The following is a 17,440-nucleotide window of genomic DNA, read 5'->3' as shown; positions in this document are numbered from 1 at the left end:
GCCAGGCGAGGGCCTGGCCTGCGCACGTCGATGGAGGAGCAGCACCCGGGAGCTGCCGAAGCGTCACGGCCGCGCTGCCAGCACCCCGCTGTCCAGCCGCTCCGGGCTGCCCTCGACGCGGCTCAGGCGCGGGTAGCGCAGGCCGCCACGGTAGTCGATCTTGACCTGGCGGAAGCGGTCGCCCTCGCGCAGCAAGAGCTCCAGCGGCGCCGCGCCACCCTTGTTGGCGCTGATGGCGGCGGCCAGACGTTCGCTCTTGTAGGCCTGGTTGTTGACGGCCACCACGGTGACGGCGCGGCTCAGGCCGGCCTCGAAGGCGGGGCTGCCCCAGAGCACGGCCTCGACCTTGCCGTCGCGCTTGAGATTGAGGCCCAGGCTGTAGGCGAAGTCGTCGTTCTTCCATTCGGAATCGTCGGCGCGGGCGAACTCACTGGGCGTCTCGGCCCAGCTCAGGCGCCAGCCGGCGCGGGCCAGGCCGTCCAGCGGTGCCTCGGGGCCTTTGTGGTCCAGGCGCTGGCGCAGAAAGGCGGCCCAGTCGCGCGGCTGCACGCGGTTCAGGGTGGCGACGATGTCCTCGAAGGTGTAGGTCAGCGGCGCGATGCGGCCGTCTTCCACGCCGAAGAACAGGCGCGCGAAATCATCAAGGCTGCGCGCCCCGCCGCTCTGCTCGCGGATCCAGGTGTCGGCATCGAGCCAGATCAGGCCGCTCTCGGCGTAGTAGTCGGCGCCACGCTGCCAGTTGCCCCAATCGTTGCCGCTGCGGCTCTTGGCCATGGCGGCTTCGTTGGTGGTGTCTTGCAGATTGCGCCAGAGCCGGCCGGCGCGGTGGCTGTAGGTGGCGGCGATCTCGGCCCAGGCGTCGCGCGCCTGCTCGGGGCTGACCAGGCCCGAGCGCACCGCCAGCACCCGGCCCCAGTAATCGGTCTGGCCCTCGTAGAGCCAGAGCAGGCTGTCCTGCATGGGCACGTTGTACTGCGGTGTCCAGAGGTCGGCCGGGCGGCGGAACTTGCCGTTCCAGGAATGGGTGTACTCATGCGGCAGCAGGCTGCGGCTGCCGGCGCGCTTGCCCCAGTCCTTGAAATAGCCCAGGCCCACGCCGTTCTCGCTGCTCTCGTGGTGCTCGAGGCCGATGCCGCTCATGCGGCCGGAGATGGCCAGCAGAAAGTCGTAGTGCTTGAAATGCCGGGAGGCAAACAGTCGGTCGGACTGGACCACCAGGTTCTTGTGGGCCTGGATCTGCGCCTCACTGGCCTGCAGCTCGGCCGGATCGTCAGCCATGAGGTTGAGCACCACCGGGCGCGGGTGGCCGGGCGGGTCCAGCTCGATGCGGCGGGTGTGGGCGCCGGCGAACAGGGGCGAATCGGCCAAGGTGTCGAGGCTGACCGGCTTGAAGCGCAGGCGCTGGCGCTTCGGCCCTTCTGCGCTCTGGCTCTCCACCCGCAGGGCGCTGGCCTGGGTCCAGCCGGCCGGCAGGGTCACCTCGGCCTGCATCTGGAGGGCGCTGGCGTGGTGGCCGGCCGGGTAGAGCAGCATGCTGATCCACTGCAGGTTCAGCATCTCGGGCGTCATCACCACCCGACCGCCTTCACGCTGCACCGGGCTCAGGAACTGGAAGGCCAGGTTCAGCTCGTTGACGCCCGCCGGCACCTCGACATGGAAGGCAAACGGGTCCACCGTGTCGCGCAGCCAGGCCAGCTCCTGCGTGCCGGCGTGGATCTTGAGGCCGGCCAGGCGGTCCACCGTGCCGTAAGGGCCATGGGCGCCGGGCAAGTAACGCGGAAACAGCAGGGTCAGGCGCCCGGGCTTGACCGGCAGCTGCTGGCGCACCTGGAAGATGTGGCGGTCCAGATCGGTGGCATCGACCTGGATGCGGATGGGGCCGAGGTAGGGCTTGTCCTCGGGCTGCGGAATCGGGTGCTGGGCCTGGGCCGGCCCGATGCTGGCGAGGGCCAGCAAGACCGCGGCCGTGGCGGCGCGGGTGCGCCCGCTGAAAGAGGCCCAGCGCAGGGCCGGGGTGGATGAGAAAAGGCGTCGTGACATGGTGGTGTTCTCCTCCCTGGGCTGGCCTGCGCGCTGCCGGTGGGCAGCCCGATTCCAGCGGGTGATGGTGCGTTCGGCGGCCCTGATCCAGCGGCCCCGATCCATGGGCCCCGATCAGGCAGCCGCCACGATAGCGGCCGGCCGCGGATTGCAAATCCAGGTTGACCCGGCCTTGTGATCATTCACGCCCGGCGCTGTCGATTCGCGCCGCGCGCTGTCCATCCGTCGCAGCCCTCTGGGCAGGGCCCGGGCTCAGCCCTAGCATCGCGTCCAGTTTTCACCTGCTCACCGAACCCAGGCTTCGAGCCCGCCCGCCCATGAACACCACTGCAAGCTCCCCTCTGCTGCAAGCCGATTTCCTGCGCAAACGCTATGGCGAGCGCGAAGCCGTGCGCGGCATCAGCCTGCAGGTCTCGGCCGGCGAGGTGCTGGGCCTGCTGGGCCCGAACGGCGCCGGCAAGTCCAGCACCATCGCCATGCTGGCCGGCCTGAGCCGGCCGGATGGCGGCAGCGTCACCGTGGGCGGCACAGCCCTGGCCCAGGACGAGTTCGGCTACAAGCGCCGCATCGGCCTGGTGCCGCAGGAGCTGGCCTTGTTCGAGGACCTGCCGGCCCTGGCCAATGTGGAGCTGTTCGGCGCGCTCTACGAGCTGCCGGCGGCCCAGGTCCGCGCCCGCGCCATGGAGGTGCTGGCCCAGGTGGGCCTGGCCGACCGGGCGCAGGACAAGCCGGCCAGCTTCAGCGGCGGCATGAAGCGCCGCCTCAACATCGCCTGCGCCCTGATCCACGGCCCCGAGCTGCTGCTGCTGGACGAACCCACCGCCGGCGTCGACCCGCAAAGCCGCAATGCCATCTTCGAGCAGCTGGAGGCACTCAAGCGCGCCGGCATGGCCCTGGTCTACACCACGCATTACATGGAGGAGGTGGAGCGCCTGGCCGACCGCATGCTCATCATCGACCACGGCCAGCAGGTCGCCCACGGCAGCCTGGCCGAGCTCTACCGCCTGCTGCCCGCGGCCGAAACCCTGAGCCTGGAGCTGGAGCGTGAGATCGACAGCAACTTGGATGCCACGCTGCGCGCCCTGCCCGGTGTGCAGCAGCTGCAGCGCCGCGGCAGCCAGCTGCAGTTCGGCCTCAGCGACCTGGGCCGGGGCAGCGCCGCCGTGCTGGGCGCTCTGGCCGCGGCCGGCGTGGCGCCGCGCCACATCAGCTCGGGCCGCGCCAATCTCGAGGACGTGTTCCTCTCACTGACCGGCCGCCAGCTGCGCGACTGAGCTCCGCGCCACCGCCCCACAAGAAACCCACAGAGAGCGCCGCCATGAACGCCTTCCTCGCCCTGGTCCGCAAAGACCTGTTCCTGCATTTTTCCAACCGCCGCGCGGTGCTGATGAGCATCATTGCGCCCATCCTGATCGCCGCCTTCTTCGGCAGCCTGTTCGGCAACAACAAAAAGGGCGGCGACAAGCCCAGCCCGGTGCCCATCGCCATCAGTGACCTGGACCGCAGCCCTTTGAGCGTCAAGGTCGCCGCCGCCCTTCAGGCCGACAGCAACCTGGCCGTGCAAAGCCTGGACGCCGACGCCGCCCTGGCCCAGGTGAAGGCCGGCAAGCTGCGCGCCGCCATCGTGCTGCCGGCCGGCTTCGGCCAGCAGGCCGGCCGCGCCCTGTTCGCCGGCCCTGAGGGCCAGCGGCCGGAGATCACCCTGCACTACGACCCCTCGCAAGCCATGGTCCTGCCCATGGTGCGCGGCCTGCTGGCCCAGCATGTGATGCAAGTGGTCAGTGCCGACACCTTCAGCGGCCAGGGCGCGCCGGTGATGAAGGACATGCGCGCCCAAGTGGCCGACAACCTGGCGCTGCCCGCCGAGCAGCGGCAGGAGCTGACTGCCATGTTCGACAGCATTGCCCGCGTGCAGGAGCGCAGCGCCCGGGCGCCGCAAGCGGGGGCTTCGGCGGCATCAGCAGCATCAGCGGCTGAGGCAGGCGGCAGCGGCTTCACCATGAGCCCGCCCTTCAGCACCCGCGAGCTGGAGGCCAGCGCCCAGGCCGACATTCCGTACAACAGCTATGCCCACTCCTTCGCCGGCATGGGTGTGCAGTTCATCCTGATGATGGGCGTGGACATCGGCGTGGCCCTGCTGCTGATGCGCCGCCAAGGCCTGTGGCAGCGCCTGCGCGCGGCGCCGCTGAGCAAGGCGCGCCTGCTGGGCAGCCGCATCGCCAGCTGCACGCTGATCTCGCTGATCATCTTTGTGCTGATTTACGCCGTGGCCATGGCCGTATTTGGCGTGCGGGTGCAGGGCAGCTGGCTGGGCTTTGCGGCCGTGCTGCTGGCCTTCTCGCTGCTGACGGCCAGCTTCGGCCTGCTGATCGCGGCCCTGGGCAAATCGCCCGAGGCCACGCGGGGCCTGGCCATCCTGGCCACCTTGCTGATGGTGATGCTGGGCGGTGCCTGGGTGCCTTCCTTCGTTTTCCCCGAGTGGCTGCAGACCGCCTCTCTCTTCATCCCCACCCGCTGGGCCGTCGATGGCCTGGACGCCATGACCTGGCGCGGCCTGCCCTTCAGCGAGGCGCTCGCCCCGGTGGGCGTGATGCTGGGTTTTGCCCTGGCATTTGGTGCGCTGGCCATCGCACGCTTCAGCTGGGAGGAGTGAGGGAAGGAGCCAGGCCCCTCAGAGGGGAAAGTGAACATTGCCGGCGCGGCTTTTGTCACGACAGCTCGTGGGGGTGCTCCGCTACAGTGAGCCGCTCCAGCAGGGAGCCGCGGCATGAGCCTGAAGAACTACGACCCCACACAGGCCGATCATTCGGAATCGGCCAACAAGGCGCCAGGCGGTGATGCCCAAGGCGACCCGACCGCCTGGCAGCAAGCCGCCAAACCGCGCGCCCCCAGCAGCCGCGGCGGCCAGCGCGCCCGCCACCCGGTGGCCACCGAGCGCCGCCCCGGCTACATCGCCTCGCACTGGCATGGCGAGCAAAGCCTGGCGCAAAGCTTCTGGGTCAACAATGTGCTGCTGTCGGTGCCCCTGGCCCTGCTGCTGACCGGGGTGATGAGCTGGATCAGCGTCAAGGGCCAATCGCTGCAGATCAGCGCCATCACCACCCTGGTGGGCTGGCCGCTGCTGATTGCCTTCAATATCTGGTGCATCGTCGGCGCCTGGCGTGCGGCGGGCGAGTACCTGCGCATCGGCGGTGCTGGGCTCTGGGCCTGGCTGGCGCGCATCTCGCTGGGCCTGGGTGCCGTGCAGCTGGGGGTGTCCCTGATCTTCGGCCTGCTGCCCGATCTGGGCGAGTACTGGCAGATGGCGCGCGGCATCGATCCCATCGGCCAGGCCACGCTCAAGGTCTCGGCCGACGGCCATGTGTTGCAACTGCGCGGCCCCATCGGCATGGGGGACGCCGGCCGACTGCAACGCATGCTGGACGAATCCCCCAGCGTGCGCCGGCTGGAGCTGGCCTCGCCCGGCGGCCGCGTGCACGAGGCCGAGCAGGTGGTGGCCTTGATGAGCAAGAGCCGCTACAACACCCGCGCCGTGGGCAATTGCGAGAGTGCCTGCACCCTGCTCTTCCTGGCCGGGCGCGAGCGCCAGCTGATGCCCGGTGCCCAGCTGGGTTTCCACCGTGCCTCCACCGGCACCTACAACCCGGTGTTCGACGAGCTGGCCAACCAGCAGCTGGCTGGCATCTACCGCAAGGTGGGGCTGCCCGAGTACTTCATCCACCGCACGGTCAAGACCCCCTCGCACAGCATGTGGTACCCGCACAGCGACGAGCTGGTGGCCAATTCGCTGATCGCCGCCCTGCCGCAGACCCTGGATGTGGCCCTGCCCGCCGGGCAGGACGCGCAGGCGGCCGACTTTGCCGATGCCCTGCAGGGCAGCCCGGCCTGGCATGCGCTGAACCAGCGTTATGCCGGCACGCTCGAGCGCCTGGCCGGCCGCATGCAGGCCGCTCGCGCCGCCGCAGCCAGCGACGAGGAGTTGCAAGCCCTGGGCTGGGCCGAGCTGAGCACCCGCATGCCGGAGCTGCTCGCTTCCGTCAGCCCCAACCAGCGCCGCCAGTACGCCCAGCTGCTGCGCAGCCAGCTCAAGGCCAGCCTGGCCACGCCGGGAGGCGGCAGCTGCCTGGGCCTGCTGTCCGGCCAGGTGGCGCGGCGCCGCCAGCTGCCGCTGGAGCTGCAGGTCAAGGAAACCGCCTGGCTGGTGGAAGCGGCGCGCAGCGATCTGCCCCGCTTTGCGCCCAAGCCAGCCACGGCCATCGAGCTGGAGGTGATCCGCCGCACCCTCGGCGCACAGGCACCGGGTTTGCTGGCCGGGCTGTGGGCCGAGCCCACGCCCCTGCCCACCGGGCGCGCCGCGCAAGGCCGCTGTGAAGCGGTGATCCAGATCCTGGACCGCGCCGCCGCCCTGCCCGTGGCCCAGCGCGAGCTGGCCGAGCGGGTGATGTTCCAGAAGGTCTGAGCGCCTCGGCCGCAGGCAAGACCTGACCCCAACGGGCGATCAGACCCGGGTCGACCACGCCAGACCGCGCACCGTTCCGGTGCCCGCGCCACGATCGGGCACCGCCTGCACCGCCGCGATGCAAGGCCGCACCACGCGGGTTTCTGCGCCCGCAGCGCTTACCCCCTCAAGCGCGGGGGAACTCAGGGAACACCCGTAGCGCTGACACGGGTCTGTCACGGTCAGTTGGGTATGCTGGTCAGCGGAAAAGTGCTGGAGGAGTGGAAGCGAAGTCGGAAGACGCTCCCGGGCATTCACGCGCAGGGTCAGATCTTGCCCCGTGCGCAGAGCGCCCGATTCGGAGACGTCCTCTCTCTTTTTCCATGATTCGCAAACGTTTGGCAGCTTGGATTCAGGCCCACAGATGTCTTGCAAATGCCCTTGATTGAAACGCCGGACTTGAGCCTCAGGGCGGCAGCGCCTGCATGCGTGAATGAATGCAGGTGCGCCCCGCCAGGAGACCCGGGCCGACGGACCAGTACCCCGTCCAGGCCGCGCATGAATGCGATAGGCGCCGGCCTTGCAAGCGCTGTGTTTTGTATCTGACGTACACCTTTTTTGTCATTCATCCTCATCTGTCCAACCTCTGTCTGAGAACCATCCCATGACGATCCAAAAGACTTCCCTCGCCTTGGCTCTGGCCCTGCTGGCCGCCGTTCCGGCCGCGCAAGCCGGCATCTCCGTCGCCAGCACCGGCGGCACCTACACCCAGTCCTTCGACAGCCTGGCCAACAGCGGCACCGCCGCCGTGGCCTGGGTGAACGACAGCACCCTGGCCGGCTGGAGCCTGTTCAACAAGAATGGCGCCGCCATCGGCACCTACACCGCCGACAACGGCGGATCCAACGCCGGCAGCTTCCGCAGCTACGGCGCCACCGGCGTGGCCGAGCGCGCTCTGGGCGGCTCCGCTTCGGGCGGCGCGTACTTCGGCTCGCCGGCCTCGAACACCGTGGCCGGCTGGATCGCCGTGGCTCTGACCAACGACACCGGCGCCGCTCTGAGCGGCTTCAAGATCAGCTTCGACGGCGAACAATGGCGCAATGGCGGCAACACCGCCGCCCAGACCATGGTGCTGGAGTACGGCTTCGGTGCCAGCTTCTCCACCGTCGCCAGCTGGACCGCTCCGGGCGGCAACTTCGACTTCACCGCCCCCGTGCTGGGCTCCACGGCAGCTGCCGTGGACGGCAATGGCGCAGGCCTGGTAGCCGGCCGCGGTGGTGAGTTGACGACCAACTGGGCCGCTGGCGACACCCTGTGGGTGCGTTGGGTCGAAAAGAACGACGCCGGCAACGACCACGGCCTGGCCATCGACAACCTGAGCATCCAGACCGTCAGCGCCGTGCCGGAACCCGGCACCTACGCCATGCTGCTGGCAGGCTTGGGCTGCGTGGGCTTCATCGCCCGCCGCCGCAAGGCAGTCTGATTGACAGATCGGTTCATGGATTGAACCCGCGTTCGTCACCACGAACGCGCCCAGCAACTCAAACCTGAGTTGACCCGGCGGAGCGGCCTGATGTCGCTCCGCCTCCCCCATTTTTTGAACAAGCCTGCGCGTGCCGCCTCGATGCGGCGCCCGGCTTGCTGTTTTCGTTTTCGCTCTTTCCTCCCGCCCCTTCGCCCCTCTCGCCCCTCTCCCCATTCTTTTGCCGGATCGTCCCACCATGCCTCACGCCACCGCCCGACTGATGATGATGAAACATGTCCCACGCGCCATCGCGCTGCTGCTGAGCGCCTCGGCGGCGGGCCTGGCCCTGGGCGGCGGGCGCCTGAGCCCGGACCATCAGGAGTTCGAGGCCAGCCTGCATGTGCCGTTCCGGGCCGATGCGAAGGCCATTGCCGAGGCTCGCAGCTTCACCCTGCGTTTCGAGTACCCGCAGGTCGAGCAGACCCAGACTGTGTCCTGGCGCCTGGAACTGCTGGACCCGGCCGGCCAGGTGGCGCAGCGCTGGTACGGTGTGGAGACCCTGGTCAAGGGCGAGATCGAAACCAAGGTCGACTGGGCCGGCCGCCAAGGCGGCGTGGCTGCGGTGGATGGCATCTACCAGGTGCGCCTGACGGCCACCTCGGTGCCGGCCCAGGAACTGCCCTCGGTGGGCGTGACGGCCGATTTCGTGGAAGCGCATCTGAACGCGCCCGAGGCCGAAGTGATCGAACAAAGCTGGGACATGCAAGTGGGCTATGTGGCCCCGCCGCAGATGCCGGCCTTCAAGCCGATGCAGACCGGCGCCGCCCTCAAGGCCGCCAAGTCCGGCAGCCGCCTGGGCGGCAAGGCAGCCCTGGCCGCGCCGGTGACCGGCGGCCTGCCCTACACCGTCTACCTCGGCAATCTGCACAGCCAGACCGGCCACAGCGACGGCGGCGGCACGATCGGCAACTGCAGCGGCGAGCAGCATCCGCAATCGAACATGAACCAAGGCCCGGCCCAGGCCTACCAGTACGCCATGGATCGCGGCCTGGACATCCTGATGACCTCCGAACACAACCATATGTTCGACGGCTCCACCGGTACCGATGCCAACCAATCCCCGTCCTACGCCAAGGATCTGTACAAGGCCGGCCGCCTGGCCGCCCAGAACTTCAACGCCGCCCACCCCAACTTCCTGGCCGTCTACGGCATGGAGTGGGGCACGATCAGCGGCGGCGGCCACATCAACATCTTCAACTCCAACGAGCTGCTGGGCTGGGAATACAACGCCAAGGGCGAGCTGCTGGCCGATGTCTTCACCGAGAAGAACAACGCCGCCAAGCTTTACGCCCTGATGGCGCAGCGCGGCCTGCTGGGCCAGTTCAACCACCCGGCCAGCTCGGGCCAGTACCTGGTCAACAACGTGGCCCTGGGCTACACGCCCGAGGGTGAGCAGGCGATGGCGCTGTGCGAGGTGATGAACACCCCCGCCTTCTCCAACACCACCAACGAAAGCGACAACGGCAACAGCGGCTACGAAGGCGCCTGCAAGAAGGCGCTGGAGGCCGGCTTCAAGATCGCCTTCACCACCAACCAGGACAACCACTGCGCCAACTGGGGCGCGTCCTCGACCAACCGCAACGGCATCCTGATCCCCACGGGCACGCCGCTGAGCAATGAGTCCTTCATGGAAGCGATCCGCGCCCGCCGCCTGTTCGCCACCATGGACAAGACCTCGCAGCTGGTGCTGACGGCCAACGGCCGCATCATGGGCGAGACCTTCACCAACGCCGGCCCGCTGAACCTGGTCGCCAACTACGCGCCGGGCGCCGGCAAGAGCGCCGCCACGGTCAAGATCTACGAGGGCGTGCCACAGCGCAACGGCACCGTCACCGAGCTGTCCAGCAGCGCGGTCAACAACTTCACTCCCTCGGTCGGCAAGCATTTCTATTACGCCAAGGTCACGCAGACCGACGGCAAGATCCTGTGGTCGGCGCCGATCTGGGTGAACCAGGTGCAGGACAACACCGCCCCGGTGGTCAGCGCCAGCGTCAGCAAGAACGCCAGCGGCAGCCTGAGCCTGAAGGCCGAGGCCAGCGACGATGTGGGCGTGAGCCGCGTCGACTTCCTCGTCGACGGCCAGGCCAAGGGCAGCGACACCAGCGCGCCCTATGCCATCAGCCTCGACCCGGCCTCGCTGGGCAATGGCAGCCACAGCCTGGTGGCCCGGGCCGTCGATGCGGCCGGCAATGTCGGCGCCTCCAGCCCGGTGAGCTTCAACGTCAGCCTGGCCCAGGACGTCAGCGCCAGCGTGCGCCAGACCGTCTCCGGCCTGGTCTACAACCGCGTGACCCAGCTCTACAGCGGCAGCATCAGCCTCGCCAACATCAGCGGCGCGCCGCTGGCCGGCCCGCTGCAGCTGAAGATCCAAGGCCTGCCGGCCGGTGTAACCCTGGTCAACGCCAGCGGCAGCCACAACGGCCTGCCCTACATCACCCTCAATGCCGCCAGCCTGCCCGCGGGCGCCAGCGTGAGCGTACCGCTGAGCATCCGCAACCCGGGCAAGCTGGGCCTGAACTACAGCGCCAGCCTGTACTCGGGCAGCTTCTGAGCGCCACAGACACCTGATTCAACAAGGATTTCCACACCATGAACCACCTCCGCACCTCTTCGCCGCTGCGCCGCAGCGCGCTGCACATGGCTTCGAGCCTGGCCCTGGCGGCCAGCGCCCTGTTCGGCGGCAGCGCCTGGGCCGACACGCAGTTCCACGCCAGCGTCAACACGGCGGCCTGGGCCGGCCAGACCGGCTGGCTGGATTTCCAGTTCCTGCCGGGCCTGGGCTCGGCCCCTGCAGCCCAGGTGCGCATCAGCAATCTGAGCGGCAGCTTCGGCAGCGAGTTCTTCCTCGAAGGCCAGGCCGCCGGCAGCCTGGCCAGCGGCTTCGTGCTGGGCAATGGCACGGCCTTCAATGACCTGTTCCACGCCATCAACCTGGGTGGCAGCTTCAGCTTCGACTTGAGCTTCAGCGGCGATGTCTTCAGCACGCCCGGCCAGGCCGGCACGAGCTTCAGCCTCGGCCTGCTGGCCGGCGACCAGCAAAGCTATCTGGGCAACCCCGACGGCGCCCTGTTCCAGATCGAGCTGACACCGGCCCTGGACGCCGGTGGCTCGGCCAGCACCACGCTGAGCCTGCTGGGCGGCAACACCATCGCCACGGTCAGCGCCGTTCCCGAGCCGGAAAGCTATGCGCTGATGCTGGCGGGCCTGGCCGGCATCGGCCTGCTGGCGCGCCGTCAGCGAAGCAAATAAGCCCAGTTGGTCAGAGCAGCGGCCCGCCGCTGCGATCTCCAAACGCCGCGCCTCCGAGCGCGGCGTTCTCTTTGCGGCCCGCCGCTTGCTGCAGCCAGGCGGCCACGGCAGCCCGCTCGGCCTCGCTGTAATGCAGGCCCAGCTTGGAGCGGCGCCAGAGCACCGCCTCGGCATCGCGGGCCCACTCATGCTCGCGCAGGTAACGCAGTTCCGCTTCGAACAGGCCCGGCGCCACCTCGGCACCCAGATCGGCCAGCGTCCGCGCGCCACCCAGCAGCAGGCCCACGCGCGAGCCATAGGCTCGCGCCAGGCGCCGGGCCAACTGGGCTGGCAAATAGCCATGCCGCGTTTGCAGCGCCAGCACAAAGCGCTCGAAATCTTGATCCGGCCGCTGCGCCGCACCGATCCAGTCCGACAGATCGCCGCCCGGCAGCGGGGCCGGGGCCGTCCAGGCCGGGCGCTCTTCACCCAGCATCTCGCCGATCAAATCGGCCGCATCCTCGGCCAACTTGCGGAAGGTGGTGATCTTGCCGCCCCAGACGCTCAGCAGCGGCGCGCCGTCGCCATGGGTTTCGAGCAGATAGTCGCGCGTGACGGCGCTGGCATCGCCCGAGGCATCGTCGAGCAGCGGTCGCACACCGGCATAGCTCCACAGCACCTCATCGGGCCGCACCGGCGTCTTGAAATAACGGCTGGCCTGCTCGCACAGATAGGCCACTTCCTGCGCCTCGATCTCCGCCTTGGCAAAGCCGGCGATGGCGGCGTCGGGCAGCTCCACATCGGTGGTGCCGATCAGGGTGAACTCGCCCTCGTAGGGAATCGCGAAGATGATGCGCCGGTCGGGGTTCTGGAAGATGTAGGCATGGTCGTGGTCGAAGCGACGGCGCACGACGATATGGCTGCCCTTGACCAGGCGCAGGCTTTTGGTGGCCAGGGGCTCGCCCGCGGCCGGGCGCGCCACTTGGCGCAGAAAGGTCTCGGCCCAGGGGCCGGCCGCGTTGACCAGGGCGCGCGCCTGGACCCGGCGCTCACCGTGAGCCATCTGCAGGCGGACGCGCCAGCCCCCGCCCTGCTCCGCGGTTTCGCGCTGCGCTTCGGTCACGGTGCAGTGGGTCAGGATCTCGGCGCCCTTGGCATGCGCATCCAGGGCGTTGAGCAGCACCAGGCGGGCATCGTCCACCCAGCCGTCGGAGTACTCGAAACCGCGCTCGAACTCGGGCTTCAGTGGCGCACCGAAGGGGCTGTCACGCAGGCGCAGCCCGGCAGAACCGGGCAGCCACTCTCGCCGGGCCAGATGGTCGTAGAGGAAGAGGCCGATGCGGATCATCCAGGCCGGGCGCATGGCCCGGTCATGCGGCATCACGAAGCGCAGCGGCCACATGATGTGCGGGGCGCTCTTGAGCAGCAGCTCGCGCTCCTGCAGCGCCTTGCGCACCAGCGAGAACTCGTAGTACTCCAGGTAGCGCAGGCCCCCGTGAATCAGCTTGGTGCTCGACGAGGAGGTGTGCGCCGCCAGATCGGAAGCCTCGGCCAGCAACACCCGCCAGCCGCGGCCCGCCAGGTCACGCGCGATGCCGGCACCATTGATGCCGCCGCCCACCACCAGTACGTCAAAATGGTCCATCCCCGGACTCTAAGCCAAGGGCTTGACGCCATGTCCTATTTGCTCGCTCTCGACCAGGGCACCTCCAGCTCGCGCGCCATCGTCTTCGAGCGCAGCGGCCGCATCGTGGCCATGGCCCAGCAGGAGTTTGCCCAGCATTTCCCGCAGCCGGGCTGGGTGGAGCACGATGCGCTGGAGATCTGGCAAAGCCAGCGGGCCACGGCCCAGGCCGCCCTGCGCCAAGCGGACTTGCGCGCCGCCGACATTGCCGCTGTCGGCATCACCAACCAGCGCGAAACCACTGTGCTCTGGGACCGCCAGACCGGCCAACCCCTGCACCGCGCCATCGTCTGGCAAGACCGCCGCACCGAGCCCTTCTGCGCCCAGCTGCGCGCGCAAGACCTGACCCCCATGGTGCGCGCCAAAACCGGGCTGCTGATCGACCCCTACTTTTCCGGCACCAAACTCAAGTGGCTGCTCGACCACATCCCCGGCGCGCGGGCCCGGGCCGAGCGCGGCGAACTGGCCTTCGGCACCATCGACAGCTGGCTGATCTGGAATCTCACGGGCGGCGCCGTGCATGCCACCGATGTCAGCAATGCCTCGCGCACCCTGCTCTTCGACGTGCAGCGCAATCGCTGGGACGAAGAACTGCTGGCCCTGATGGAGATCCCGCCGGCGCTGCTGCCCGAGGTGCGACCATCCAGCGGCGATTTCGGTCGCGTGATGGCCGCCCACCTGGGCGGCGAGATCGCCATCGGCGGCGTCGCCGGCGATCAGCAGGCCGCCCTGTTCGGCCAGGCCTGCTTCCAGCCTGGCATGGCCAAGAACACCTACGGCACCGGCTGCTTCATGCTCATGCACACCGGCCGGCAGTTCCAGACCTCGGCCAACGGCCTGATCAACACCAGCGCCGCCCAGACCACGGCCAGCCCCGAGTTCGCGCTCGAAGGCAGCGTCTTCGTCGGCGGCGCCGTGGTGCAGTGGCTGCGCGATGGGCTGCAGATCATCCCGAACAGCGGCGCCGTGCAAAGCCTGGCCGAGAGCGTGCCGGATGCCGGCGGCGTGATGTTCGTGCCGGCCTTCACCGGCCTCGGCGCGCCCTACTGGCGGGCCGAGGCGCGCGGCGCCATCCTGGGCCTGAGCCGCGGCAGCACGCAGGCCCACATCGCCCGCGCCGCCATCGAGAGCATCGCTTTCCAGAGCGCCGCCCTCTTGCAAGCCATGAGCCGCGACGCCCACGCCGCCGGCAGTGCGCCGCTGCAGGAGCTGCGCGTGGACGGTGGCGCCTGCGTCAACGACCTCTTGATGCAGTTCCAGGCCGATCTGCTGGGCATCGCCGTCGTGCGCCCGCGCGTGATCGAAACCACCGCCCTGGGCGCCGCCTACCTGGCGGGCTTGAGCTGCGGCGTCTACGCCGGCCTGGACGAGCTCAGCGCCCAGTGGCAGGCCGAGCGCCGCTTTGAGCCCAGCGGCAACCGCGCCCAGGCCGCCGAACGCATGGCCGCATGGGAGCATGCGGTGCGGCAGGTGACGGCGGCCTGACAGCACGGCGCCCCAAAAAAATCCCGCCGAAGTCCGTGACCTGGGCGGGGTTTGAGCTGGGCAATGGTCATCGGCGGCCGGCAAGCCGGCACACCGATGAATTTGGGACTTACTTGAACTGATAGCCGGCCGAGAAGTACCAGAAGCGGCCACGCGGATCGACGAAGGAACCGGCATAGCCAGCGGCATGCGAGCCGTAGGACGGCACGGCGGTGTACGGCGGCTCGCTGTCACCCAGATTGCGGATGCCCAGACGCAAAGTCAGATCCTTGAAGCCCTTGTAGCTGGTGGAGAGATTCCATCGGCTGGAGTCCTTGACATCGTGGGCACTGCTACCACCCACATTGTTGTAGACCTGTTTGGCCGACTCGGTCCAACCCTTGATGTAAACATTCTCCAAGCCCAGGGCCCAATTCCCCGTCTGCCACTCGAAGAAGGCCGTGTGCTGCCAACGAGGCACCGGCTGAACCACTGCGCCATCGCCAGCCGTACCAACATAGCTGATGTAGGGTGTGTCCTTGCCAACTTGCCGCTTCCACTGTGCAACATAAGTACCAGTGATGCCTGCATTGAACATGCCCATGTCGGCCAGCTTCCAGCTGCCACGCAGATCCACATCCAGGCCCGAGGTCTTGAGCTTGCCAAGGTTCTCGATCGGGGTATCAATATAGGAAATGATGCCTGCATTGGCGCCGGTGGTGATGCGATGGACGCGGGAGGCGTATAGATTCAACAGATAGTCGTTGCTAAGAATGGCATCGCCACCGATCTGGCTGATCTGATCGGTCTTGGAGATGGCCCAGTAGTCCACGGTCGCAGACAAGCCCTTGCTGGGTTCGAACACCATGCCCAGGGTGTACTGCCTGGAGCGCTCTGCCTTGAGATTGGCCGAGGCCGTATTCAACACATTGAACTGGTTGTCCACACAGCGCGGGTCCTCATCAGCCAGCATGGCTGCAGGACAGTTCTTGTCGGTGGCGGGGTTTGCGGTATTCGTGAAGGCTGCCGGGCTGTGCACATCCCACAGCGTCGGGGCGCGGAACCCCGTCCCAAAAGACCCGCGGAACATGACTTCCTTGCTCGGTTGGAAACGCAGCGCCACGCGTGGATTGAAGGTCGAACCAAAGTCACTGTACTTGTCAAAACGAGCCGCCAGCGTGCCCTCCCACCCCTTTGCAAAGGGCAGGCTCATTTCAGTAAACACGGCGCTGATGGAACGCGAGGCCGCTGTCGCTGGCACCGTGCCCTCACCGCCAACATGCAAACCCGCAGCGTAGTCCGGATTGACCGGCTGGTCGTCCGCCTTTTCGTGACGCAGGTCAAGCCCGACAGCCAATGCAGCCGCGCCGCCAGCCATCTCAAAAAGATCGCGGCTGGCCTTGGCATCAAAGCCGAGGGTCCGGGCCTTGGAGCGGCGCATTGCTCCTTCCATGCGAGCGCTGTTCCAGGCCGCCATATCTGTGCTGGCACCAAAAGGGTTGATGTTCCCAGTGGCCAGGGCCGTGATGAAACGGCCCTCGTGCACATAGTTCTCGTACGACAGCGATCCCTTGGCTTGAGACAGCGTCAGGCCGCTGTCGTAGTCCCAACCCGACAGCATGCCGCGTGCACCGAGCACCAGACGGGTTTGCTCGTTCGTGTTGTCGTTGATCCGGTTGCCCAGGGGCACTGCGCGAAGCGCCACCTCCGTGAAACCATCGCCATCTGGATCCCAGGTGGCCGCGGTATAGCCCAGCTTGGTGAGTAAATCCCTGGGGAAGTATGGGCTGCTGGTCGGCATCTTGAAGGACGGATACTCACCCGTCTTTCGATCGAAATGGCCGGCCGTGGAATCGATGGGAACTGGTGCAATGCGACCGATGCCATGCGCACGGGCATAAGACGCCTCTGCGAACACTTCGTGGTTCTGGTCGATCTTGAAGCTCAAGCGACCGAACAGATCACCTTTGTCTTGATCAGGCAGGTTGTCCAGCACCGCGGCGTAAATGAAACGGCATCGCTTCTTGGCCGTGCCATTGGGTGTGGTTGCGGCCAGGGTTTGCAAGACAGTGCTTTCAGGATCGCAGGCGGAGAACGCCGCCCCAGGGTTCAGCTCGGGGTAGGCGCCCGGTGTGATGTTGAAGTCCACCAAGCGGCCAGGGAAAGAACGACCCGATGTCGGCGCACCAGCATCGGCGATTTCGTCGAATCGGTTGTACAGCTTCTGATCGACCGCACGGAGACGGGTGTTCTTCTGCAGATTGGCGGTCACCAACAAATTGAACTTGTCGGAGTTGTAGTCACCCAAACCCAGAGACAGGGATGCGCCCTTTTCGCTACCGCCAATGTTCGCGCTGGTCGTACCGTAACGAAGAGAAACTTCACCACGCTTGTAATCGCGACGCGTAATGAAGTTGATCACACCGCCCACGGCATCCGTGCCGTAAACGGCGGAAGCACCGTCACGCAGAACCTCGACGCGCTCGATGGCAGCGAATGGAATGCTATTCAGGTCCACCGAAACATTGCCGCCAATCGAACCGAAGGGATGGTTGGCCAAGCGGCGGCCATTCAGAAGCACCAAGGTGGAGTTGGCGCCCAGTCCTCGCATGTTCGCGTTGGATGTTGCATAACCTACACCCTGAGTTGCATCAGAAAATGCAGCAGCGCTGGCAGACACTCGGCGCAACAAGTCTTCGACACTGGTTGCGCCGCTTTTGTCGATCTGTTCGCGTGTAATTACGGAAACAGGCAAAGCAGTCTCCGAATCTAAGCGCTTGATGGAGGAGCCTGTGACGGACACTCGCTCCAGGCTTTCCTGAGCCAAGGCTGGCGCCATCAAACTCATTCCACCGGCATACACGTATGCCAGCGCGGTACACAGACGTTTCTGCTTCAGCATCAAGTTCTCCTTTTTGATCTTTATGGGATGGCTATGAACCCGCGTCCAAGCGGCTCGCCCAGCACGGGGCCACACAGGAGGTGCGGTGGTCGGATTTTTCGTCTCAGTCGTAGCGCACGTCGCAGGGCTAACCCTGTTCGTTGCCCGAAAGCATCGACG

General features: G+C 67.3%; 10 protein-coding genes. 7 read left to right on the top strand and 3 right to left on the bottom strand.

Annotated elements, in window-relative coordinates:
- Positions 1-63: 63 nt before the first annotated feature.
- Positions 64-2,040, bottom strand: coding sequence for a M61 family metallopeptidase (locus tag C1O66_RS18395; protein WP_102769734.1), 1,977 nt, complete (start codon positions 2,038-2,040; stop codon positions 64-66).
- A gap of 317 nt (positions 2,041-2,357) precedes the next feature.
- Here C1O66_RS18395 and C1O66_RS18390 point away from each other — a divergent pair, with 317 nt between their 5' ends.
- From C1O66_RS18390 to C1O66_RS18365, 6 genes are all read left to right on the top strand, one after another.
- On the top strand, positions 2,358-3,314 hold the full coding sequence (locus C1O66_RS18390; RefSeq protein WP_102769220.1) for an ABC transporter ATP-binding protein: 957 nt from the start codon (positions 2,358-2,360) through the stop codon (positions 3,312-3,314).
- A 44-nt stretch (positions 3,315-3,358) separates the two neighbouring features.
- Entirely contained in the window at positions 3,359-4,693 is a 1,335-nt protein-coding gene (locus tag C1O66_RS18385) for an ABC transporter permease (protein ID WP_102769219.1), read from the top strand.
- A gap of 114 nt (positions 4,694-4,807) precedes the next feature.
- Positions 4,808-6,499, top strand: coding sequence for a COG3904 family protein (locus C1O66_RS18380; RefSeq protein ID WP_102769218.1), 1,692 nt, complete (start codon positions 4,808-4,810; stop codon positions 6,497-6,499).
- Between the two features lie 643 nt (positions 6,500-7,142).
- A complete protein-coding gene (locus C1O66_RS24490; RefSeq protein WP_102769217.1) occupies positions 7,143-7,961 on the top strand; it encodes a PEP-CTERM sorting domain-containing protein in 819 nt (272 codons plus the stop codon).
- A 238-nt stretch (positions 7,962-8,199) separates the two neighbouring features.
- On the top strand, positions 8,200-10,554 hold the full coding sequence (locus C1O66_RS23985; protein WP_165794680.1) for a CehA/McbA family metallohydrolase: 2,355 nt from the start codon (positions 8,200-8,202) through the stop codon (positions 10,552-10,554).
- Between the two features lie 38 nt (positions 10,555-10,592).
- Complete coding sequence (locus C1O66_RS18365) at positions 10,593-11,252, top strand: NF038129 family PEP-CTERM protein (RefSeq protein ID WP_207795984.1); 660 nt, start codon at positions 10,593-10,595, stop codon at positions 11,250-11,252.
- Positions 11,253-11,262: 10 nt separating this feature from the next.
- Here C1O66_RS18365 and glpD read toward each other — a convergent pair whose 3' ends face one another.
- Positions 11,263-12,876, bottom strand: coding sequence for a glycerol-3-phosphate dehydrogenase (glpD, locus tag C1O66_RS18360; protein ID WP_102769216.1), 1,614 nt, complete (start codon positions 12,874-12,876; stop codon positions 11,263-11,265).
- A gap of 30 nt (positions 12,877-12,906) precedes the next feature.
- On the opposite strand from glpD, the gene glpK reads away from it, so the two are divergent.
- Positions 12,907-14,400, top strand: coding sequence for a glycerol kinase GlpK (glpK, locus tag C1O66_RS18355; protein WP_102769215.1), 1,494 nt, complete (start codon positions 12,907-12,909; stop codon positions 14,398-14,400).
- A 109-nt stretch (positions 14,401-14,509) separates the two neighbouring features.
- Here the strand turns inward: glpK and C1O66_RS18350 are convergent, their stop codons facing one another.
- On the bottom strand, positions 14,510-17,281 hold the full coding sequence (locus C1O66_RS18350; RefSeq protein ID WP_102769214.1) for a TonB-dependent receptor: 2,772 nt from the start codon (positions 17,279-17,281) through the stop codon (positions 14,510-14,512).
- Positions 17,282-17,440 lie beyond the last annotated feature (159 nt).

The organism is Paucibacter aquatile, assembly GCF_002885975.1.
Classification (GTDB): Bacteria; Pseudomonadota; Gammaproteobacteria; order Burkholderiales; family Burkholderiaceae_C; genus Paucibacter_A; species Paucibacter_A aquatilis.
Note: the sequence above shows the minus strand (reverse complement) of the source record. Positions and strands in the feature narration are given on the sequence as shown.

Excerpts from the sequence above, each read along its gene's own strand:
- C1O66_RS18350 (WP_102769214.1), bottom strand. The coding sequence starts at position 17,281 with ATGCTGAAGCAGAAACGTCTGTGTACCGCGCTGGCATACGTGTATGCC.
- glpD (WP_102769216.1), bottom strand. The coding sequence starts at position 12,876 with ATGGACCATTTTGACGTACTGGTGGTGGGCGGCGGCATCAATGGTGCC.
- C1O66_RS18390 (WP_102769220.1), top strand. The coding sequence starts at position 2,358 with ATGAACACCACTGCAAGCTCCCCTCTGCTGCAAGCCGATTTCCTGCGC.
- glpK (WP_102769215.1), top strand. The coding sequence starts at position 12,907 with ATGTCCTATTTGCTCGCTCTCGACCAGGGCACCTCCAGCTCGCGCGCC.
- C1O66_RS18385 (WP_102769219.1), top strand. The coding sequence starts at position 3,359 with ATGAACGCCTTCCTCGCCCTGGTCCGCAAAGACCTGTTCCTGCATTTT.
- C1O66_RS18380 (WP_102769218.1), top strand. The coding sequence starts at position 4,808 with ATGAGCCTGAAGAACTACGACCCCACACAGGCCGATCATTCGGAATCG.
- C1O66_RS23985 (WP_165794680.1), top strand. The coding sequence starts at position 8,200 with ATGCCTCACGCCACCGCCCGACTGATGATGATGAAACATGTCCCACGC.
- C1O66_RS18365 (WP_207795984.1), top strand. The coding sequence starts at position 10,593 with ATGAACCACCTCCGCACCTCTTCGCCGCTGCGCCGCAGCGCGCTGCAC.
- C1O66_RS18395 (WP_102769734.1), bottom strand. The coding sequence starts at position 2,040 with ATGTCACGACGCCTTTTCTCATCCACCCCGGCCCTGCGCTGGGCCTCT.
- C1O66_RS24490 (WP_102769217.1), top strand. The coding sequence starts at position 7,143 with ATGACGATCCAAAAGACTTCCCTCGCCTTGGCTCTGGCCCTGCTGGCC.